Here is a 21658-nt window from a genome sequence, read left to right on the forward strand (position 1 = left end):
GACCATTAAGGGGGGTGGGGGTCGTGGGGGCCGTGCAGGGCTATGACAAGTACGCCTTCGAACCCTTCGCCGTCACCGTCGACCTGGCCGTCCTCACCCTCCGCGCCGGCGCGCTCCACGTCCTGCTCGTCGAGCGCGGGCAGGAGCCCTACGCGGGCCGCTGGGCGCTCCCGGGCGGCTTCGTGCGGCCCGAGGAGTCCGCGGAGGACGCGGCCCGGCGGGAACTCGCCGAGGAGACCGGGCTCGCGGACGTCTCCGGGCTCCATCTGGAGCAGCTGCGCACCTACAGCGACCCCGGCCGCGACCCCCGTATGCGGGTCGTCTCCGTGGCCTTCGCCGCGCTGCTGCCCGACCCTCCCGAGCCGCACGGCGGCGGCGACGCCGTGCAGGCCCGCTGGCTGCCGTACGAGGCCGCCGGGCCGCTCGCCTTCGACCACGACCGGATCCTCGCCGACGCCCAGGAACGCGTCGGCGCCAAGCTCGAGTACACCTGTATCGCCACGGCCTTCTGCCCGACCGAGTTCACCCTGGGCGAGCTGCAGCAGGTCTACGAGACCGTGTGGGGCACCTCGCTCGACCGCCCCAACTTCCGGCGCAAGGTCCTCGCCACCCCCGGCTTCGTCAAACCGGTCCCGGGCGCCGCCCGGCTGACCGGCGGCCGCGGCAAACCCGCCGCGCTCTACCGTGCGGGCGGCGCCACCGCCCTGCACCCGCCCCTGCTCCGCCCCGCCACGGAAGGACGGCTCTCATGACCGGCACGGCCCTCGCCAAGCACGCCGCCACCGGATCCCTGATCGGGCTCGCTCTCGGCGACGCCCTTGGATTTCCCACCGAGTTCAACGATGTGCCGGCGATCCTCGCCAAGTGCGGGCCGTGGCGGGAGATGGAGCTGCCGAGGCCGGCGATCGTCACCGACGACACCCAGATGACGCTGGCGCTCGGACGCGGGCTGCGCACGGCCATGGACCGCGGTGTCCTGGCGCCGAAGCGGATGCAACGGCCCGTGCGCGAGGAGTTCGTCGACTGGTACCACTCGCCGGACAACAACCGGGCGCCCGGCCGGACCTGCCTGGTCGCCTGCAATCTGCTCAACGACGAGAACCGGCCCTGGCAGCAGGCCAGCCAGATCGGCTCCAAGGGCTGCGGGGCCAACATGCGTGTGGCGCCCGTCGGGCTCGCACCGGGGCTGAGCGACGAACAGCGGGCCGGTGCCGCCCAGTTGCAGGCCGCGCTCACGCATGGCCACCCCACGGCGCTCGCCGCCTCCGATCTCACCGCCCGCGCGATACACCTTCTTGCGCAGGGCGCCGAGCCGACCGGCCTGGTGGGACTGCTGCGGTCGTACGCCTACGAGAACCGCAGCCGCTACCACGAGGAGTGGCTCGGCGATCTGTGGACCCGCGCCCAGGACCCCACGCCCGAGCACTTCATCGCGCGCGGCTGGGACGAGTGCCTGGAGATCCTCGAACGCCTCCAGGAGGCCGTGCGGACCGTCTCGGCCGAGATCGACCCGTGCCTGGCGACCGGCGAGGGGTGGATCGCGGAGGAGGCCCTCGCCACCGCTCTGCTGTGCTTCCTGCTCTTCCCGGACGAGCCCGTCACCGCGCTGCGCCGGGCCGCGTGCACCTCCGGCGACTCCGACTCGATCGCCTGCCTCGCGGGCGCCTTCGCGGGCGCCCACCTCGGCGCCGAGGCCTGGCCACGGGAGTGGGCGGACCGCATCGAGTACGGAAGCGAACTGCAGGCGCTCGGGGCCCTCTGGGACGCGTGACCCCCCGGTAGACGCTGCCCTCGACCGGGATCCGCTCAGCGGGCAGTGGGCGTGTCGCCGCTCCGTGCGCCCCCGACACGCCCGCTGGGCCACCGGTCCCGGTGAGCCGGCCGCCGCCCCGGCACCGAGGGGCGCACGGGGGCGTTCGCGTCACGGCGCGGTGCCGTCTCGCCAGACGGGCGTCGCGCACCAGTACGTTCCGGGCTGACTACGCTGGTGTGATCAGAGGTTTCCGTAGATCAGCGAGGAGCGACACCGTGGCGGTACGAGCGGTCCGGGGCGCCGTCCAACTTGAGCGGGACGAGGCCGGGCACATGAGCGAGCAGGTCGGCGCCCTGCTCACCGCCGTCCTGGAGCGGAACGGTCTCACCACGGACGACCTGATCAGCATCTGGTTCACCGCCACACCCGATCTGCACAGCGACTTCCCGGCGGCCGCCGCGCGCAAGCTCGGCATCGTGGACGTGCCGCTGATCTGTGCCCAGGAACTCGACGTCGAGGGTGCGATGCCCCGCGTCGTCCGCGTCCTCGCCCACATCGCGTCCGACAAGCCGCGGGCCGACATCGTGCACGTCTATCTCGGTGCCGCCGCCGCCCTCCGCAAGGACATCGCCCAGTGAGGTCCGCGCTCGTCATCGGTGCCGGGCTGATCGGCACATCGGCGGCCCTGGCGCTCGCCTCCCGCGGTGTCACCGTGCACCTGACCGACCGCGACCCCGAGCAGGCCCGTACGGCCGCCGTCCTCGGTGCCGGCACCGACGAGGCACCCGAGGGGCCCGTCGACCTGGTCGTCGTCGCGGCCCCGCCCGCCCATGTGGCCGCCGCGCTCGCCGACGCCATGCGGCGCGGTCTCGGACGCGGCTACCTGGATGTGGCCAGCGTCAAGGGCGGGCCGCGCCGCGAACTGGAGGCGCTCGGCCTCGACCCGGACCTCCTCTCCCGGTACATCGGCTCGCACCCCATGTCGGGCCGTGAGAAGTCCGGTCCGCTGGCGGCCACCGGCGATCTCTTCGAGGGCCGCCCCTGGGTGCTCACCCCGACCCGGGACACCGACACCGAGGTGCTGAACCTCGCCCTCGAGCTGGTCTCGCACTGCCGTGCGGTGCCGGTCGTGATGGACGCGGACGCCCACGACCGGGCCGTCGCGCTCGTCTCGCACATGCCCCACCTGGTCTCCAGCATGGTCGCCGCGCGCCTCGAGCACGCGGAGGAGACGGCCGTACGGCTGTGCGGACAGGGCATCCGCGATGTGACCCGGATCGCCGCCTCCGATCCCCGCATGTGGATCGACATCCTCTCCGCGAACCCCGGTCCGGTAGCCGACCTGCTCTCCGACGTCGCCGCCGACCTCGAAGGGACCGTGCGGGCCCTGCGCGCACTGCAGTCCTCCGACGAGGACAAGCGGCGCGAGGGCGTCGACGGGATCCACGACGTTCTGCGCCGCGGCAACGCCGGCCAGATCCGGGTGCCCGGCAAGCACGGCGCCGCCCCGCGGGTCTACGAGACCGTGGCCGTCCTCATCAGCGACCAGCCCGGTCAGCTGGCCCGCATCTTCGCGGACGCCGGAGCGGCGGGCGTCAACGTCGAGGACGTCCGCATCGAGCACGCGACCGGGCAGCAGGCGGGTCTGGTCCAGCTCATGGTGGAGCAGAAGGCGGCCCCGCTGCTCAGCGCGGCGTTGCGGGAGCGGGGCTGGACGATTCGCCAGTAGCGGTGGGCCCGCCGTCCGTCAGTCATACCGGGTCCGGCGACCCAGTAACCTTGTGCGGGGCGCCCCGGACGCTGTGGCCGTACTCCCGCCTGCCCCGCCCGCCCTCCGGGCGGACGACGGGAGGGCGACGACAGGGTCTGTGTACCCCCGCACCCACCACCTCGCACCAGGAAGGTGTCCTCACCGTGGAAAACGGCGCCGCCCGGACCGCCCAGGCAGTGATTGTCGCCATCGACGGCCCCTCCGGCACGGGCAAGTCGAGCACCTCGAAGGCCGTGGCCGCGCAGCTCGGGCTGAGCTACCTGGACACCGGCGCCCAGTACCGCGCGATCACGTGGTGGATGGTCAGCAACGGTATCGACACCGCGGACCCGACGGCGATCGCGGCGGTCGTGGGCAAGCCCGAGATCGTCTCCGGCACCGACCCGTCGGCGCCCACCATCACCGTGGACGGAACGGACGTCTCCGGCCCGATCCGCACCCCGGAGGTCACCGCCAAGGTGAGCGCGGTCAGCGCCGTGGCCGAGGTGCGGGCCCGGATCACCGAGCTGCAGCGCTCCCTGGCCGCCGCCGCGGAGACCGGCATAGTGGTCGAGGGCCGCGACATCGGCACGACGGTGCTGCCGGACGCCGACCTGAAGATCTTCCTCACCGCCTCCCCCGAGGCGCGGGCCGCGCGACGCAGCGGCGAGCTCAAGGGCTCGGACGTCCATGCCACCCGTGAGGCGCTCATCAAGCGGGACGCGGCCGACTCCAGCCGCAAGACCTCCCCTCTCGCCAAGGCGGACGACGCGGTCGAGGTGGACACCACCGAGCTCACCCTCCAGCAGGTCGTCGAATGCGTCGTCACGCTCGTCGAGGAGAAGCGGGCGGCCAAGTGAGCACCCGTCCGTCACCCGGCCGTGACGCCTCCGCGAGGCGCCCGGAGCCGCCCCTGACCCCCGCGTCCGAGCGGGGCGCCGAGGTCGGGCGGCGCATCGGCGTACCCATGATGCGCGGGCTGTGGAAGCCGCGTGTCCTCGGCGCCTGGAAGGTCCCGGCCACCGGTCCGGCGATCTTCGCGGTCAACCACTCCCACAACATCGACGGGCCGATGGTCCTGTCCGTGGCACCCCGGCCGACGCACTTCCTGATCAAGAAGGAGGCGTTCGTCGGCGTGCTCGGCTCCTTCCTGACCGGCATCGGTCAGGTGCAGGTGGACCGCACGGCGACCGACCGCACGGCGATCACCCGGGCGCTGTCCGTGCTGGACAACGGCGGTGTGCTCGGCATCTTCCCCGAGGGCACCCGGGGCGAGGGCGACTTCGCCTCGCTGCGCGCCGGGCTCGCCTACTTCGCGGTGCGCAGCGGAGCGCCGATCGTGCCCGTGGCGGTGCTGGGAAGTTCCGAGCGGCGCGGCCGGTTGATAAAGGCGCTGCCGCCGCTGCGCAGCCGTATCGACGTCGTCTTCGGAGATCCGTTCGACGCGGGCGACGGGACCGGCCGGCGTACGCGCAGGGCGCTGGACGAGGCGACCGAGCGCATCCAGAAGCAGCTCACCGAGCACCTGGAAATGGCCAGGCGCCTCACCGGGCGCTAGGCGACACTTGAGTAGTGGATCACCGCGGTGCGGTGCTCCACCGATCACCACGATGAACGAGGTACGGACTTCATGAACGACCACATCCAGCCCGACGGCTCGGCCGAGCACGAGTACGAGCACGGGGCGCTCGGCGACGCCGAGTACGCGGAGTTCATGGAGCTTGCCGCGGAAGAGGGCTTCGACCTCGAGGACGTCGAGGGCGCCATCGAGGCGGCCGGACACGGTCCGCTGCCCGTTCTCGCCGTCGTCGGTCGCCCCAATGTCGGCAAGTCGACTCTGGTGAACCGGATCATCGGCCGTCGTGAGGCGGTCGTCGAGGACAAGCCCGGTGTCACCCGCGACCGTGTCACCTACGAGGCCGAGTGGGCGGGCCGCCGCTTCAAGGTCGTCGACACAGGCGGTTGGGAGCAGGACGTCCTCGGTATCGACGCCTCCGTGGCCGCGCAGGCCGAGTACGCGATCGAGGCGGCCGACGCGGTCGTCTTCGTCGTCGACGCGAAGGTCGGCGCCACCGACACCGACGAGGCGGTCGTGCGCCTGTTGCGCAAGGCCGGCAAGCCCGTGGTGCTGGCCGCCAACAAGGTCGACGGCCAGAGCGGCGAGGCGGACGCGGCATACCTGTGGAACCTCGGTCTCGGCGAGCCGCACCCCGTGTCCGCCCTTCACGGCCGCGGCACCGGTGACATGCTGGACGCCGTCCTGGAGGCGCTGCCCGAGGCGCCCGCCCAGACCTTCGGTGCCGCCGGGATCGGCGGACCGCGCCGCGTGGCCCTGATCGGCCGTCCCAACGTCGGCAAGTCCTCCCTGCTGAACAAGGTCGCGGGCGAGGACCGCGTGGTCGTCGACGAACTCGCCGGCACCACCCGCGACCCGGTCGACGAGCTGATCCAACTCGGCGGCAAGACCTGGAAGTTCGTCGACACGGCCGGCATCCGCAAGCGGGTGCATCTGCAGCAGGGCGCCGACTACTACGCCTCGCTGCGCACCGCGGCCGCCGTCGAGAAGGCCGAGGTCGCCGTCGTGCTGCTCGACGCCTCCGAGAACATCTCGGTCCAGGACCAGCGCATCGTCACCATGGCGGTGGAGGCCGGGCGCGCGCTCGTCCTCGCCTACAACAAGTGGGACACCCTTGACGAGGAGCGCCGCTACTACCTGGAGCGGGAGATCGAGACGGAGCTCGCCCAGGTCGCCTGGGCGCCGCGGGTGAACGTCTCGGCGCGCACCGGACGGCACATGGAGAAGCTGGTCCCGGCGATCGAGACCGCCCTCGACGGCTGGGAGACCCGGGTCCCCACGGGCCGCCTCAACGCCTTCCTCGGCGAGCTGGTCGCCGCCCACCCCCACCCGGTCCGCGGAGGCAAGCAGCCGCGCATCCTCTTCGGCACGCAGGCGGGCACCAAGCCGCCGCGGTTCGTGCTCTTCGCCTCCGGTTTCATCGAGGCCGGCTACCGCCGGTTCATCGAGCGACGGCTGCGCGAGGCGTTCGGCTTCGAGGGTGCGCCGATCCACATCTCGGTGCGTGTGCGCGAGAAGCGCAGCAAGAAGAAGTGACGTAGGGACACCGAAGACGTCGAAGGGGCGGCTCCATGGCGGGCCGCCCCTTTCGCATCGTCCTCACAGCCCCCTGCGCGGTGCGGGCGGTAGCGCCGGGACGTGGTGCATGCCCCTCGCGTGCCGGGCCACCTGCTGCCAGACGTCGTTCGCCGTGGCCGACTGGCCGTGCTGGGCGGCCAGTCGCCCGGTCGCGTGCCGGGGGGTGCCGTGGCGGATGCCGTACGTCCCCGTGCCGTAAGAGTCCGTGTCCCGTGGGAAGTTGGCGAAAGGGACGAAGTCGGTGTCCTCCTCGCCGCTGCGGTCGCCCGGGAAGGCCTTGAAGGACGTGACGTACTCGTCGTAGATCGGCGTGGCCGATGAGCCGCCCGGGTCCTGGTCCGCTCGCCCGGAGGGGATCGGCTGGTAGGACTGGCGGCGGGGGACGTCATATGCATGCACGTAGGTGCCAACGACACTGCAGCCCAAGGGATGCGGTCGATTAGTCCGCTTCGTCACAAGTAAAGCCCCCGCGCTCCGACTGGGGCGCGGGGGCTGTACGCAGGTGTGCCGCCGCCGTACAGGCACACCCGTCCATGGGGCGGGAGCCGCTGAAACAGGGTCGGGGAGCTGCGCGATCAGCCACTGCGGCACGCCACTTGACGGGCGAGCCCGCATCCCGTGAGGGGGTACGGGAACCGTGCGATCGACCGCGGCGGACCCGCACCTCCCTACCCGGCCCCTGGAACGGACCGTCCCGGAACCTCAGGTCCCGGCCAGCGGCAGCGCGGCGGCGACCAGCTTGCCGTTCGCCGCCGCCTTGTCCAGCGCGTCGCGCAGCAGATCCTCCCGGGGCTGGCGGCCGATCGAGCCCACCGGCGCGGCGAACATCAGGATCTGCTGGTGCTTGTTGGCGGCCGCCCGCCACCCGTCCGTGACCTGGAGCGGCTGGTGCGCCTGCCACCAGGCGACCGGCTGCCCGCCGTTCGCGCCGGGCTGCAGCACGGCGTGCAGCTGGCCCATGGCGAGCAGCACCGACCACCCGTGCAGCACGGGCGGCACGGACTCGATCACGGTCAGCGGCATGAACCCCTGCTCGATGAGCAGGGGCAGGAAGTCGTCGCCGATCCCCATCGTGCCCGGGCGCACGATGGGCGCGGTGGGCTCCACGACCAGCGCCGGGTGCAACTCCCCGGCGATCAGCACCAGTCCGCTGGTGACGCCCAGCACGGCCTGCTCGGGGGCAGCCGTGCTGAATTGCTCGTCGGCGGTGATGGAGCGCACCGCGCCCTGCAACTGCTCCTCGGTGACCTGGACGACCTGGGAGGGCAGGCAGGAGGCATGGGCGAAAGCGAGGACGGCGGTCTCCTCGCCGATGAACAGGACGGTGCTGGTGCGCTCCTGTTCGGAGTCGCCGGGCGTGCGGCACGAGGTGCAGTCATAACTGCCCGGGGCGTTGTCTCCGGCGAGCAGCCGGTCGGCTTCTTCGTCGCCGATCTCGGCGCGTACGGCGTCGCTGACGTCGAGCATGCGCGGCACGGGTGGCTCCCTCGGGATGCGGTACGTGACGGTGCCGGGTGGCTCCCGGCCCATGAGCCCGGCGGTCCCCGGCTCATGAAGAAGACAACGGCCGATCTGTGGCCGGAGTCACGCCCGGGAGCGAACGGATTCGCACCATCCGCTGCGCTGGGTGAACGTACCTGCGGAACCGGTTACTCCGTGTCAACTCTTGCAGGGCTCAGGGAAGTTGGTTGCGTGAAGTGGCTCACAGGTCATCGAGCCGCCTGGCCGACAAATCCTGAAATCAGCGAATGAAGTGGGTGGCCGAAAATCGACGATACCGGGGGTAACGGCGAACTGGCCTGGAATGACTAGGAGTTGGTTGAAAACGGGCGGTGGATCTCCCTACATTCCTCCGCCGTGTGCAACGAGCACCGCCCGGGTACGTCCACCGGCCGCGCCGCACAGTCGGCGCGCAGCACCACCTCCGGTGGACGGGGCGGAACACGACGGCCGCGAATCATCCGCGGATCGACGTGTCCCGCCTTGGGGGATCCCGGGTTTGTGGAGAGGGAATTACATGTCTGAATGTGCCGACAACACCCGTAAGACCCGTACGACCCGTACGACGGCGGTCCTCGCCGGCGCGGCCCTGCTCGCCCCGCTCGGACTGCTCGCCGCGACCGGCAACGCCGCCGCGGCCGACGGCGGAGTGTGGGACCGCATCGCCCAGTGCGAGAGCGGCGGGAACTGGCACATCAACACCGGCAACGGCTACTACGGGGGACTGCAGTTCTCTGCCGGCACCTGGCGCGCGTACGGCGGTACGGCTTACGCCGCGACCGCCGACCAGGCTTCCAGGGAGGCGCAGATAGCCGTGGCCGCCAAGGTGCAGCACGCGCAGGGATGGGGCGCATGGCCCGTCTGCTCGGCGCGTGCCGGAGCCTACGGAAGCGCGCCCGCCGGGTCGGGCGGGCAGTCGGCCACGAGGTCGTCCTCGGGTTCCGCCACCACTGAGTCCGCCCCGACGACGCGTCCGGCGAAGGCGCCGGAGCACTCGGCGGGACACACGGCCCGCGGGGCGTCCCGCGGCGACTACACCGTCCGCAGCGGCGACACCCTCAGCGGGATCGCCGAGCGCCACGGGATCGACTGGCGGGAGCTCTACGCGCGCAACAAGGCGGTCATCGGCGGCGACCCCGACATGATCGTGCCGGGACAGCGGCTCGCACTCTGAGCGTGTCCGTGCACCGGGCTCCGGCGTCGCATCGCGGCGCCGGAGCCCGGTGGCGTTCCGGCCACCATCCCTGTCGGGTCCGACACCGGGCCCGGTCGCCGGCGGCGCGATGCGGCGCCTGCCGGGGCAAGAGGCCGCAGGGCGGCGCGTGCGACCGTCGGCCGACGTCGCCGACAGGCAGCCGGTGTTCCGCCCTCCGAAGGCCGCGCTGCGGGTGGAGCAGGGAGAGGTCGAGGCAAGGCCGTTCTGGGTGGCGTACCGCGATCTGCCGGTGTCCGTCAGCCCCTTGGCCCGTACTCCCTTGCGGACAGTCGCTGTCCGCAAGGGCTGGCAGACTCGGGGCCATGCTGGAGACCTCGGCACGACTGCTGCGCCTGCTGTCCCTGCTCCAGGCCCACCGTGAATGGTCCGGAGCCGATCTGGCCGAGCGCCTCGGCGTCAGCCCGCGCACCGTGCGCCGCGATGTGGACCGGCTGCGCGAACTCGGCTACCCCGTCAGCGCCAGCCCGGGCACCGGCGGCGGTTATCAGCTCGGCGCGGGGGCCGAACTGCCGCCGCTGCTCCTGGACGACGACGAGGCGGTCGCCGTGGCGGTCGGGCTGCGCACGGCCGCGGGACAGGGCATCGAGGGCATCGGCGAGACGTCCGTACGCGCCCTCGCCAAGCTCGAACAGGTCCTGCCGAGCCGGCTGCGCCGCCGCGTGAGCGCCCTCAACTCCTTCACCGTGCCGATGCTGCGCGGTCCCGGGCCGTCGGCGGTCGACCCGGCCGTACTGACCGAAGTCGCCCATCTGTGCCGGGACGCGGAGCGGTTGCGCTTCGAGTACCGCGACCACCCCCGGTCCCGGACAGGCTCGGGCGGGGAGAACGCCCTGGGCGCCCTGACCCGCCGCACGGTCGAGCCGCACCGCCTGGTGTGCACCGAGCGCCGCTGGTATCTGGTCGCCTGGGATCTCGACCGCGACGACTGGCGCACGTTCCGCGTCGACCGCATGGTCCTCAAGCCGCCGCACGGACCCCGCTTCACACCGCGGACGCCACCGGCGGAGGACCTGGCCGAGTACGTCTCCAGGGGCGTCTCCACGCGCGCGTACGCCGCCCAGGCCGTCGTACGGCTGCTGGTGCCGCTGCACGAGGCGGCCGAGCGGATCTCGCCGTCGGCGGGCACCCTGGAGGCCGAGACCGAGGGCAGCTGTCTGCTGCGCACGGGAGCACCGAACCTCGACGTGATGGCGATTCACGTGATGATGACGGGCCTCGAGTTCGAGGTGCTGGAGCCCGCCGAACTGACCGGGAGGCTCCGTGCCGCACGGGACCTGCTGTCCCGGGCCGTGGAACGGTCGTCGTAGCGCGAGGCGGGCCTGAGGCGGCCCGGCCGGGGTAGTGGATTCTGTGCTGAATCCGTGTACTTCTTATGCGGGACCGGATGCATACCGACCGCCGAATGGGGAATGCAATCCGCTTGTTCGACCGGCACCGCGCATTCCGCAGTTATTCACACCCCTTCCGGTGATGGCGGAACAGTTCCGAATTATGTTCGAGGTGTTGTCCGTGGATGAGAACCCCTCGTACGTGTGACAGTCGCGTCGACGAAACGAGTGTCGTGATTCTGTGACACAAGCGTGACAGGAGAGGGATGTGTGACAGAAGAGACGGCTGTGCACTTCCCCGGTGAGATCCCGCGGCCTACCGTGGCGGCATGGCACCCATTCACCCCCCTGGAGCCGAACCCGACGACATCCCCGAGACGTACGTCGGCCTGGCGGCCGACCGTGCCGAGCGGCTGGCCCGTGAGCGCGGCTGGAGCACGGTCCGTTCGCTGCCGCCGGGGACGATCATCACCATGGAGTACCGCGTCGGACGGCTGAACTTCGAAGTCGTGGACGGCACGGTCAGGCGCTGCTGGAAAGGCTGACAAAGGGCCCTGAGGCCCGGCCCCGGTGACGCCCACGGCGAAGGCCCCGGCTCGATATGAGCCGGGGCCTTCGCCGTGCGAGGAGGTCGTGCGTACCGGTCCCCGCGTCGTAGTCGCTGGTCAGCTTCCCGTCAGGGGCCGGGCCGAGGGGGTGCCGCGCGACACGCGGTCCGAGTTCGGCGGACGCCGGCTGCCCACCGGGGTCACCGGGGTGCGCTCGCCACGACTCGTGTGCGGACCGGGGGCCATGTACACCGGCGCCTTGGTCGTCCGGGTGACGCCCACCGGTTCCCGGACCTGGGCCCCCTCCTCGGTCGGCACGCGCGGGGCGACGAACGCCGGGCGGGCGGCGACCGGGGCCGGAGCGGGCACGGGGACGGGGACGGCACGGCCGCTGCGCCGACGGTCCCGCAGGGCGAGGATGGCGATCTCCGCGCGGGCGATCAGCGGCTCGAACCAGGGCAGCGCCAGCAGGATCAGCAGACCCGCGGCCCAGCCGAGGAGCACGTCGCTCAGCCAGTGCGTCCCGAGGTAGACCGTGGTCATGCCGACGCCCAGGGAGGTCACCGCGGAGAGCGCGGACAGCCAGCGCCTGGCCCGCGGCGTGGAGGCCAGATACGCCAGAATCCCCCAGGTCACCACGGCGTTCGCGGTGTGGCCGGAGGGAAATATATCGCCGCCTCGCCACATCTCGTTGGACCCGATGACGGTCGCGTAGTGCGGTCCAAGGCGGCCCATCCCGTACTTGGCGGCGCCCACCGTGATGTTGAGCAGGAGCAGCGCGGCGCCCAGGGTGAGCAGCGGGCGCAGGGTGTGCTGCCGCCAGGAGCGCCAGCCCAGCCAGGCCGCGACCATCACCGCGGTGGGGCCGCGCTGGCCCAGCACCACGTAGTAGTCGAGGAAGGCGTGGATCTGCGGCCACTGCTGGTACGGCCGGAAAAACATGACCTGCCAGTCGAGCCGGACCAGCCATGAGGAGACGACGACGGCCCACACGATCGCCGTGTAGAAGGCCAGAGTTGCCGAGAAGAGAACCACTCGGTGCCGGCTCATCCTGGGCACGTCAATGTGAGCTGGTCGTTCCGGCTCACGGTCCAACCGGGCGAACACCCGGTCTGGACGGCTCAGCTTTCGTTCGGTACGCACTCAATCGACGTTACAGCGAGTGAGCTCCACACCCACGCGAATCACCGGGGTTGTGATGACGATGTGATGTGGGATTCCTCTCAACAGCGGGTTTATTTCTATGGATTCCGCTATCGGGGTCACACTCGGCCTTCAATTCCATTGATCGACAACGCCTCCGTTTTATGCCCCTTATCTATTCGTTCACCGAATGCTCGGGCGGACTTACCCTCCCGGTCACCGGTCGTCGCGAACGATCATGGCGGACCGGAGCCGTTGAGCCAGAACGCTCCGTAGAGGGCCGACGCCACCGCGACACCGCCGAGGACCGCCGCCGACCTCGGCGGTCGCAACCGGGCGAGACCTCGGGCGAGGGGGAGCAGCAACGGGAAGGCGGGCAACAGGAGACGGGGCTTCGAGCCGAAGTAGCTCGACGCGCACAGGGCGAGCGCGGTGACGACCCCCGCGTACACGAGCAGCGGCAGCGGCTGGCCCTGCCGTACGCACACCACGTACAGCCAGACGATCGCGGCGACACCGATGATCAGCCCGATGCCCGCGAGGGCCGAGGGGAAGGAGGTGAAGGTGTTCGCGATGAAACGGGCGAAGGCGTAGCCGCCGTCGAAGCCGTTGCGCCACCCCGCCTGGACGTCCAGGTAGCCGAGAGGGCCCCGGCCGGTGCGGTGGCCGACCCACAGGACGTAGCCGGCGGCGCCGAGCGGGGCGAGAAGCATGCCGAGGGCCCGGCGAGGGAACGGTGGTCCGCCGGTCCGGCGCTCACGCCCGTCCCGTATGTACGAGGCGATCGCCGCCGCCCACACGGCCGCGACGACGGCCGCCCCCACCGGCCGGGTCAGACCCGCCAGCGAGGCGAGCACGCCCGCCGTCACCCAGCGGTCCGTCAGGACCGCGTACAGCGCCCAGGCCGCGAGCGCCGTGAACAGGGACTCGCTGTATGCCATCGACTGAACGACACCGACCGGAAGCACCGCCCAGAGCAGGGCCGCGCAGACGCCGACCCGGCGACCGTACACATGGTCGGCGACAGCGAAGATCCCCCAGGCGGCCGCGAGCGAGGCGAGCGTCGAGACGAGCAGACCCGCGTCGGCGTACGACAGAGGGGTCACCGCCGCGCCGAGCTGCTCCAGCCAGGGCAGCAGCGGGAAGAACGCGAGGCTGGAGTGGACGTCGCCGTTCGGGAGGCGGACCTCGTAGCCGTAGCCGAGGGCGGCGACCCGGGTGTACCAGAGGGAGTCCCAGCGTGCGGTGAGCAGGGTGTGCGGGCTCGCGCCGCGCGCCGCGCTCCACACCGCGAGCACGACCAGGCCCAGGGCGCGGACGGCCGCGTATCCCGCCAGCGCGGGGGCGGCCCGGCGCAGGGCGCCGGTGCGGGTCGGCGCCGGGCGCGTTCCAAGATCGGTCACGCGCTCGATTATCGGTGTATTACGGAACCGCAGACGCCATCGGCCGCGTGATGGACGCGGGGGAGGTGGCGCACGCCACACCCCTCCCCGGGAATCATGAGAGGTCCGCCACGCGACGCCCGCGGGAACTCGCGTACGCTGACGACTCGCTCGCTTCCTCGCGTGGCCCCGGGACCCCGCTCCTCCCGGCCGCAGCCGCGGGGAGTCCCCACCCCGTCGATCCGCCGGAGCGAGGGACCATCTGGGAGGTACGTACATGTCCGGGACGACCACGGCCGCCGCTGGGCTGCGCCGTCGGGCGGCCGGGGCCGGTGCCAACCGCTGGGTCGTTCTCTTCGTCCTCTGCGTGAGTCTGCTGCTCGTGGCCGTCGACGCCACTGTGTTGCACGTCGCGATGCCGGCCGTCACGGAGGACCTCAAGCCCAGCGCCATAGAACTGCTCTGGATCGTCGACACCTATCCGCTGGTCTGCGCCTCGCTGTTGATCCTGTTCGGCACGCTGGGCGACCGGGTCGGCCGCAGACGGGTCCTGCTGCTCGGCTACGGCCTCTTCGGCATCGCCTCCGGTCTCGCCGCGCTCTCCCGGGACCCGCAGATGCTGATCGCGGCGCGGGCGCTGCTCGGTGTGGGCGGCGCGATGATCATGCCCGCCACGCTGTCCATCCTCCGGCAGGTCTTCCCCGACCGCCGCGAGCGGGCGACCGCGATCGGTATCTGGAGCGCGGTGGCCGCGGTGGGGGCGGCGGTCGGGCCGCTGCTGGGCGGCTTCCTCCTCGAGCACTTCTGGTGGGGTTCGGTCTTCCTGATCAACATCCCGCTGATGCTGGTCAGCCTGCCGGTCGGGCGGCTCCTGCTGCCGGAGTCGACGGGCGACCGCGACGGTCCCTGGGACGTGGTCGGAGCGCTCATGGCCGCGGCCGGTCTGTTCGGACTGATCCTCGGCGTCAAGCGGCTCGGTGGCGGAGCGCCGCTGCTGAGCGCGTGGACGCTGCTGCCGCCGGTGGTGGGCGCGGCCCTGATGGTGGCCTTCGTACGGCGGCAGCGACGCCGTAGGCATCCCCTGGTGGATCTGCGGATGTTCGCGCGTCCGGCGTTCAGCACGTCGGTCGGCTGCATCGTGCTCGCGATGCTGGCCCTGGTCGGGCTCGAGCTGATCGCGGCCCAGTACCTGCAGCTCGTATTGCACCTCTCGCCCCTGGCGACTGGGCTGAGGCTGCTTCCTTTGACGCTCGCGGCGATGGCGGCCGGACTGGTCGGCTCGAAGGCGCTGCGCCGCTTCGGTCCGCGACGCATGGTCGCGTTCGGTTTCTGCCTCACGGCCGCGGCGGTGATCACGCTGATGGCGATGGGCGACCGGGACAACCCGTCGCTGCTGCTGCCCGGTTTCGTCCTGCTCGGCTTCGGTCTTGAGACGACGCTCTTCGGGGCGTACGAGTCGATGCTGAGCGAGGCGCCGCAGTCGCAGGCAGGCGGAGCGGCGGCGATCGGTGAGACCTCGTACCAGCTGGGCGCGGGCATCGGGATCGCGCTGCTCGGCAGTGTGATGAACGCGGCGTACGCGCCGGGCCTGTCCTCGGTGCCCGGGGTTCCGGCGTCGGCCTCCCGGGCCGCCGGTCAGTCGCTGGGGGAGGCGTACGAGGTGGCCGGCCGGCTGGGCGGGGCACGCGGCGCCGTCCTGCGGCACGCCGCGCGCGACTCCTTCGTCCACGGCCTGCATGTGACACTTCTGGTCAGCGCCGCGCTCTTGCTGTTGGGCGCGGTGATGGCACTGCGGCTGCCGAGGGCCATGAACTGCGAGGCGCCACCCGCGCCCGGCTCGGCCGTGGTGCCCGCACAGCGCGAGGCCGCGGACTCACGCGTCACCGCCTGACGGTGCCCGCGGACCGGACGGCGCCCGATACTGGACGTACGGCCCGGCGCGACGTACGGTCGGGCCGTCCGGTTCGGTTAGCGCTGCTAGTTTTCAGTGTCACGGAGGCTGCTCCATGTCCGCGTCCTCGACGTTGCCGCCCTTCGACCCCGCCGATCCGCTCGGGCTCGACGACCTGCTGGAGGCCGAGGACCTCGCCATCCGCGACACCGTGCGGACCTGGGCGGCCGAACGCGTACTGCCGTACGTGGCCGACTGGTACGAGACGGGGGAGCTGCCGGGGATCCGCGAACTCGCCAAGGAACTGGGCTCGCTCGGTGCGCTCGGCATGTCGCTGAGCGGATACGGCTGCGCCGGGGCCAGCGCCGTGCAGTACGGGCTCGCCTGTCTGGAACTGGAGGCCGCCGACTCCGGCATCCGGTCCCTGGTCTCCGTGCAGGGCTCCCTCGCCATGTACGCGATCCACCGGTTCGGGAGCGAGGAGCAGAAGCAGCAATGGCTGCCACGCATGGCGGCGGGCGAGGTCATCGGGTGCTTCGGGCTCACCGAACCCGACCACGGCTCCGACCCCGCCTCGATGCGCACCCACGCCAAGCGCGACGGCGGGGACTGGGTGCTCAACGGCCGCAAGATGTGGATCACCAACGGTTCCGTCGCCGGTGTCGCCGTGGTCTGGGCGCGCACCGACGAGGGGATCCGCGGGTTCGTCGTCCCGGCCGGCAGTCCCGGCTTCTCCGCCCCGGAGATCCGGCACAAGTGGTCCCTGCGGGCCTCCGTCACCAGTGAACTCGTCCTGGACGACGTGCGGCTGCCCTCCGACGCCGTACTGCCCGATGTCGTCGGGCTCAAGGGGCCGCTCAGCTGTCTCTCGCACGCCCGGTACGGCATCGTGTGGGGTGCCATGGGCGCGGCCCGGTCGTGTTTCGAGTCCGCCGTCGGGTACGCGAAGAGCAGGGAGCAGTTCGGCAGGCCCATCGGCGGGTTCCAGCTGACCCAGGCGAAGCTCGCCGACATGGCGGTCGAACTGCACAAGGGGATTCTGCTCGCCCACCATCTGGGGCGGCGCATGGACGCGGGACGGCTCCGTCCCGAGCAGATCAGCTTCGGCAAGCTCAACAACGTGCGCGAGGCGATCGAGATCTGCCGTACCGCCCGCACGATCCTCGGCGCCAACGGGATCTCGCTCGAGTACCCGGTGATGCGGCACGCCACCAACCTGGAGTCGGTGCTCACCTACGAGGGCACCGTCGAGATGCACCAGCTCGTGCTGGGCAAGGCGCTCACCGGACTCGACGCCTTCCGGTGACCGTGCCCGAAGCGGGCAGGGCCGGTGAGCGGCCCTGCCTCAGCTCTGGTTGAAGAAGCCGTTGTTCTGCCGGCTCGCGGCGTCGCCGCTGACGATCTCCGTGTTCGCGGGGGTCAGCAGGAACACGCGGTTGGAGACACGGTCGATCGAGCCACGCAGGCCGAAGATCAGACCGGCTGCGAAGTCCACCACACGCTTGGCGTCGGGCGACTCCATGTTCGTCAAGTTCATGATGACCGGGACGCCGTCCCGGAAGAGTTCGCCGATGACGCGGGCGTCCCGGAAGCTGTCCGGGGTGACCGTGCCGATCCGGCGGCCCTTCTCCTCCGCCGACTCGGAGGCGACCTTCACGCGCGGGTCGGTCACCCAGGTGTCGCCGTGCTCCTGGCCCTCGGCGTAGTCGTCTTCGTAGTAACGCTCGTCATCGTTGTCGTCGACGAGGCCCAGCCAGGCGCTCGCCTTGCGTACCGATCCCATGGACGCCTCCTCTCACAGCGGTCCTTCATGCTTTCCGCAACCCCATGGTCGTCCATGATGCGGATGCAGCGCCAAGTGGATAGACGGCGCGCGGGGGTTTCGTGACGGTACTGGTGCACGGCCAATACGTCGAGAGCCCGCGTACCCCAAGGGCTGTAAGACATACGGCTGCTGACTGAGAGTGAAATATTATGTTCGTTGGCGTTCGGGTGACGGTCGGAGCGTACGGGTGAACGAAGGGGTCGTTACGATGCCGCAGCTCAACGTCGAACGAGCCACGGGGGAGTGTCGTGTTCGGAATAGTCCGGCCCTGCCGTCACCGGCTGAGTGAGGGCCTGAGAACCCAGTGGATGGCGCATCTGTGCGGGCTGTGCCTCGCGCTGCGCGGCGACCACGGTCAGCTCGCCAGAGTCGTCACGAACTGCGACGGTCTGCTCGTCTCGGTTCTGACGGGGGCTCAGTCGGAGCGGACCACGGGGTGGCGGCGCACCGCGGGCCCCTGCCCGCTGCGTGGAATGCGCACGGCCTCCGTCGCCCGGGGTGAGGGGGCGCGACTCGCGGCGGCGGTCTCCCTGGTGCTCGCCTCCGCCAAGGTGCGCGACCACATCTCCGACGGTGACGGGCTGTTGGCGCGCAGGCCCGTGGCGGCCGCCGCGCGCTGGGTCGCCGCGAGCTGGGGCAGGGCCGGCGCCCGTACCGGATCCGCGGTCGGGTTCGACACCGCCGTACTCGTCGACGCCGTGGACCGGCAGGCCGGCCTTGAGTCGCTCGCCGGGCCCGGCACGGCGATCCTGACCGTCACCGAACCGACCGAGACCGCCACCGCCGCCGCCTTCGCGCACACGGCGGTCCTGGCCGGACGTCCCCGCAACGCCGAGCCGCTCGCCGAGGCGGGCCTGCTCTTCGGACGGCTCGCCCACCTGCTGGACGCCGTCGAGGACAGGGCGGCCGACGCCGCGTCAGGTGCCTGGAACCCTCTGACGGCCACCGGTACCTCGCTGGAGGAGGCCCGTCGACTCGCCGACGACGCGCTGCACGGCATACGGCTCGCGCTGCGCGAAGTGACCTTCGCCGACAAACGCCTCGCGCACGTCCTGCTCGTCCACGAGCTGCGTAACTCCGTGGACCGAGCCTTCGGTACGACCGCCTGCTCGCACGACGCGCCCCGGCTGTACGGGCCGCCGCCCTCGGGGCCGTACACGCCGAACGGACCGTACGCGCCCGGCGGCCCCGGGGATCCGGGAGGCCCGCCGCCGGAGCCGCCCCGCCGCGACCGGCGCGGGCTCATCGCGGGCTGCGCGGTGTGGCTGGGCCTCGCCTGCACCTGCCAACTGTGCTGCGGGACGTACGAGGACCCCTGGAACCGGGAGCGCAAGCAGGGGGCCTGCCAGGACTGCTGCGACTGCTGTGACGTGTGCGAGTGCTGCGGCAACTGCTGCGACGGCTGCGATGGTTGTGACTGCTGCGACTGCGGCTGCGACTGCTGAGGCGCTGCCGGTACGCCCCCTGACGGGGCATCGTGCTGGGAGAGCCGTCCGTCGATTCCAGCGGCGGACCCGATGATCACCGAGTTCGCCGCACGCGGTCAGGGACAGGGGCCGCCGGCACGGTGAGGACACAGGTGAAGAAAGCCGTGGCGGGAGCGTGAGGACGCACGCATGGTCTGCGGTCTCCTGGGAGCAGAAGGCGGAACAGCGCGAGGGAGGGGAAACGCGAAGAGGGGAGGGGAAACGCGTGTGAAGGCGCGGGAGGTACGCGGAAGAGGCCCGGCAAAACCGGGGCGAGCAGGGGGTCGGCTCAACAGGAACAGGACCACACACGACCGAAGTCGATGTGGGAGCGGGTGACCAGCCGCTGCTGTCGATGCGTGTGCCAAGTGGAACAGGCTTCCGTATCCACGTCAACCGACTTGAGACGCACAGCTCACAGTATGGACAGCCTTGACAGCCGGGGGAAACGCCCCCGTACTCTCGGTGGGCGGCCCTGCTGAGGGGCTCGGCCGCATGTCGCCTGTGTGAAGGCACCCCGTGTTCGACTCGACGCATCACGGAGCCTTCGCATGTCCTCCGACACCCTCGTCCCACCGGCCGCGGCAGCCGAAGAAGCCGCACCCCCGCGTATCGTCCCCCGGCACCGTCCGGGCCCGTGGACCGCGGGCTCTCTCGTCCCTGCGGGAGTCCTCCGATGAGGCCTTCTCTGGTGATCGTGGGAGCCGGGCCCCGGGGGACCGGTCTGCTGGAACGAATCGCCGCCAACGCGTCTGAGCTGTATACCGGTTCGGAGCTCGACGTGCATCTCGTGGACCCGTACCCCCCGGGCGGCGGACGCATCTGGCGCGAGGCGCAGTCACCGCTGCTGTGGATGAACTCGCACGCGGAGGACGTCACCATGTTCACCGACGAGACGGTGACCATGGAGGGCCCCGTGCGCGGGGGGCCGACGCTGCACGAGTGGGCGGGCGTCGAGGGGCGCGTCTTCGCCGACCGGCAGCGGCAGGGCGCGTACCTGCGCTGGGTGTACGAGCAGACGGTCGCCGCCCTGCCGCCCGGTATCCACGTCCACCACCACCCCCGTCTCGCCCTCCGGGTCGAGGGGCCGCGTGAGGGCCGGCAACTGGTGTGGCTCCAGGGACGGCCCGAGCCGCTTCTCGCCGACCTCGTCGTTCTCACGCTGGGCCATCTCGACGCCGAACTCGACGAGGAGCAGCGCGCCCTGGCGTCGTACGCGCGCACGCACGGCCTGGTCCATCTGCCGCCCGACTTCACGGCCGACACCGAGCTGTCCTCGCTGAAGGCCAGCGAACCCGTCCTCGTCCGTGGCTTCGGACTCGCCTTCGTCGACCTCATGGTGCTGCTCACCGAGGGGCGCGGCGGACGGTACGAGGGCGACGTCTACGTCCCCTCGGGCCGAGAACCGGTCCTGTACGTCGGCTCCCGGCGCGGCGTGCCGTACCACTCCAAGATCGGCTACGACTGGACGGGCGAGCGGCCGCCGCTGCCGCGCTTCTTCGGTCCCGCCCAGGTCGACGCCCTGCTCGCGCGCCCGGGAGGCTTCGACTTCCGGCGGGACGTGTGGCCGCTGGTCGAGAAGGAACTGGGCTTCGCCCACTACCACCGGCTGTTCACGGCCCATCCCGAACGCACCGCCGCCGCCTGGACGGACTTCGAGGAGAAGTACGCCGTGGCCGACCCGGCGTCGCTGCCGGCGTTGGTCGCCGCCGCCGTCCCCGACCCGGCCGACCGGCTCGATCTCGCCGCGCTCGACCATCCGCTGGACGGAGTGCGCTACCGGTCCCACGAGGCGCTCCAGGACGGGCTGCGCGCCTATGTGGAGGCGGACCTGGCACGGCGGCACGACTCCGCTCACAGCCCCGACCTGGCCGTCTTTCTCGGACTGCTCTCCGTCTACGGGCAGTTGGTGCGGCTCGGCGACATCGGGTCCTGGTGGCACGGCTTCTTCAGCTATCTGGCGTCCGGGCCGCCCGGGCCCCGGCTGCGGCAGATGCTCGCGTTGTCCCGGGCCGGTGTGCTGAGGTTCCTCGGCGCCGGCATGACGGTCACCGCCGAGGACGGGGTGTTCCGGGCGGCGAGCGCCACCCTCCCCGGCGTGTTCGTCGAGGCCCGCGCGCTGGTCGAGGCGCGGCTGCCCCACCCCACGGTCGAGCGCACCCGGGACCGGCTGTTGCGGGAGCTGCACGCGGAGGGGGCCGCGGCCACCGCCGAGGGACTGCTCGCGGTGGATCCCGCCGACGGGCGTGTCCTGGACCGGTCCGGCCGCCCTCATCCACGGCGCTTCGCACTCGGCCCGCACACCGACGGCCGGGGCTCGGGCGCGTTCACCCGGCCCCGCACGGGCGGACCGGCGTTCCGGCAGAACGACGCGGCGGCACGGTCCGCGCTCGACTTCCTGCGCCGGCTGTCCCTTCGCACCGCGGCCTGACCGTGCCACCGGACATCCGACGGACCGTCATGGAGACAGGCGGACGGCGGTGCTTCACCGGTACTGCCGGCCCCCGCCGCGGAGGCGGACGAGTTCGTCCGGACGGACGCGGCCGATGGGTTCATCCTCAAGCCCCGTCCGTCCCGGGCGGACGGGGCGAGTTCGCGGACCGGGCCGAGCCGTTGCTCCAGCAGCGCGGTCCGGTCCGAACGGAATACACGCGGGGCACGCTGCGCTCGCACCTCGGGCCTGCGGATCCCATATGGAAGGG

Annotated in this window: 19 protein-coding genes; 14 read left to right on the plus strand and 5 right to left on the minus strand. The window is 71.6% G+C overall.

Features of this window, described 5'->3' with window-relative positions; genetic code table 11:
* Positions 1-32: 32 nt before the first annotated feature.
* From ACQEXA_RS41860 to der, 7 genes are all read left to right on the plus strand, one after another.
* On the plus strand, positions 33-752 hold the full coding sequence (locus ACQEXA_RS41860) for an NUDIX domain-containing protein (protein WP_432939036.1): 720 nt from the start codon (positions 33-35) through the stop codon (positions 750-752).
* Positions 749-1771 (plus strand): ADP-ribosylglycohydrolase family protein, encoded by a 1023-nt coding sequence (locus tag ACQEXA_RS41865; RefSeq protein ID WP_432926115.1) that lies wholly within the window; start codon positions 749-751, stop codon positions 1769-1771. Before ACQEXA_RS41860 ends, ACQEXA_RS41865 begins: the two co-directional genes overlap by 4 nt.
* Positions 1772-2028: 257 nt before the next feature.
* Positions 2029-2391, plus strand: a complete 363-nt coding sequence (gene aroH / locus ACQEXA_RS41870; protein ID WP_360994166.1) for a chorismate mutase — start codon at positions 2029-2031, stop codon at positions 2389-2391.
* A complete protein-coding gene (locus ACQEXA_RS41875) occupies positions 2388-3482 on the plus strand; it encodes a prephenate dehydrogenase (protein ID WP_432926113.1) in 1095 nt (364 codons plus the stop codon). The genes aroH and ACQEXA_RS41875 overlap by 4 nt, the downstream gene beginning before the upstream one ends.
* Positions 3483-3667: 185 nt before the next feature.
* Positions 3668-4363, plus strand: a complete 696-nt coding sequence (cmk, locus tag ACQEXA_RS41880; protein WP_432926111.1) for a (d)CMP kinase — start codon at positions 3668-3670, stop codon at positions 4361-4363.
* Positions 4321-5061 (plus strand): lysophospholipid acyltransferase family protein, encoded by a 741-nt coding sequence (locus ACQEXA_RS41885; RefSeq protein ID WP_432926109.1) that lies wholly within the window; start codon positions 4321-4323, stop codon positions 5059-5061. The genes cmk and ACQEXA_RS41885 overlap by 43 nt, the downstream gene beginning before the upstream one ends.
* A gap of 72 nt (positions 5062-5133) precedes the next feature.
* Positions 5134-6615, plus strand: a complete 1482-nt coding sequence (gene der, locus ACQEXA_RS41890; RefSeq protein WP_432926107.1) for a ribosome biogenesis GTPase Der — start codon at positions 5134-5136, stop codon at positions 6613-6615.
* Between the two features lie 63 nt (positions 6616-6678).
* Here the strand turns inward: der and ACQEXA_RS41895 are convergent, their stop codons facing one another.
* Together ACQEXA_RS41895 and ACQEXA_RS41900 are read right to left on the minus strand one after the other, a co-directional pair.
* Positions 6679-7056, minus strand: coding sequence for a hypothetical protein (locus ACQEXA_RS41895; protein ID WP_432926106.1), 378 nt, complete (start codon positions 7054-7056; stop codon positions 6679-6681).
* Positions 7057-7359: 303 nt separating this feature from the next.
* The gene (locus tag ACQEXA_RS41900) at positions 7360-8133 is read right to left on the minus strand and encodes a hypothetical protein (RefSeq protein WP_432926104.1); all 774 of its coding nucleotides are present in this window, start codon (positions 8131-8133) and stop codon (positions 7360-7362) included.
* A 541-nt stretch (positions 8134-8674) separates the two neighbouring features.
* Here ACQEXA_RS41900 and ACQEXA_RS41905 point away from each other — a divergent pair.
* The 3 genes from ACQEXA_RS41905 (at position 8675) to ACQEXA_RS41915 (ending at position 11246) form a co-directional block, all read left to right on the plus strand.
* A complete protein-coding gene (locus ACQEXA_RS41905) occupies positions 8675-9331 on the plus strand; it encodes a transglycosylase family protein (protein WP_432926102.1) in 657 nt (218 codons plus the stop codon).
* A 344-nt stretch (positions 9332-9675) separates the two neighbouring features.
* Positions 9676-10680, plus strand: a complete 1005-nt coding sequence (locus ACQEXA_RS41910; protein WP_432926100.1) for a helix-turn-helix transcriptional regulator — start codon at positions 9676-9678, stop codon at positions 10678-10680.
* A 350-nt stretch (positions 10681-11030) separates the two neighbouring features.
* Entirely contained in the window at positions 11031-11246 is a 216-nt protein-coding gene (locus ACQEXA_RS41915; RefSeq protein WP_359391657.1) for an I78 family peptidase inhibitor, read from the plus strand.
* 120 nt (positions 11247-11366) lie between these two features.
* On the opposite strand, the gene ACQEXA_RS41920 is transcribed toward ACQEXA_RS41915, so the two are convergent.
* Positions 11367-12392, minus strand: a complete 1026-nt coding sequence (locus ACQEXA_RS41920) for a phosphatase PAP2 family protein (protein ID WP_433132675.1) — start codon at positions 12390-12392, stop codon at positions 11367-11369.
* A 236-nt stretch (positions 12393-12628) separates the two neighbouring features.
* Positions 12629-13795, minus strand: coding sequence for a glycosyltransferase family 39 protein (locus ACQEXA_RS41925; RefSeq protein WP_432926096.1), 1167 nt, complete (start codon positions 13793-13795; stop codon positions 12629-12631).
* Between the two features lie 256 nt (positions 13796-14051).
* On the opposite strand from ACQEXA_RS41925, the gene ACQEXA_RS41930 reads away from it, so the two are divergent.
* Both ACQEXA_RS41930 and ACQEXA_RS41935 read left to right on the plus strand, forming a co-directional pair.
* A complete protein-coding gene (locus ACQEXA_RS41930; protein WP_433132677.1) occupies positions 14052-15665 on the plus strand; it encodes an MFS transporter in 1614 nt (537 codons plus the stop codon).
* A 115-nt stretch (positions 15666-15780) separates the two neighbouring features.
* On the plus strand, positions 15781-16971 hold the full coding sequence (locus tag ACQEXA_RS41935; protein WP_432926092.1) for an acyl-CoA dehydrogenase family protein: 1191 nt from the start codon (positions 15781-15783) through the stop codon (positions 16969-16971).
* Positions 16972-17010: 39 nt separating this feature from the next.
* Here the strand turns inward: ACQEXA_RS41935 and ACQEXA_RS41940 are convergent, their stop codons facing one another.
* On the minus strand, positions 17011-17448 hold the full coding sequence (locus ACQEXA_RS41940; RefSeq protein ID WP_432926090.1) for a cell division protein SepF: 438 nt from the start codon (positions 17446-17448) through the stop codon (positions 17011-17013).
* 290 nt (positions 17449-17738) lie between these two features.
* On the opposite strand from ACQEXA_RS41940, the gene ACQEXA_RS41945 reads away from it, so the two are divergent.
* Together ACQEXA_RS41945 and ACQEXA_RS41950 are read left to right on the plus strand one after the other, a co-directional pair.
* Positions 17739-18935, plus strand: a complete 1197-nt coding sequence (locus ACQEXA_RS41945; protein WP_433132679.1) for a DUF5685 family protein — start codon at positions 17739-17741, stop codon at positions 18933-18935.
* Between the two features lie 697 nt (positions 18936-19632).
* The gene (locus ACQEXA_RS41950; protein WP_432926086.1) at positions 19633-21387 is read left to right on the plus strand and encodes an FAD/NAD(P)-binding protein; all 1755 of its coding nucleotides are present in this window, start codon (positions 19633-19635) and stop codon (positions 21385-21387) included.
* Positions 21388-21658: the final 271 nt, after the last annotated feature.

This window comes from Streptomyces sp. CA-106110 (genome assembly GCF_050936285.1).
In the GTDB taxonomy this organism is placed as follows: domain Bacteria; phylum Actinomycetota; class Actinomycetes; order Streptomycetales; family Streptomycetaceae; genus Streptomyces.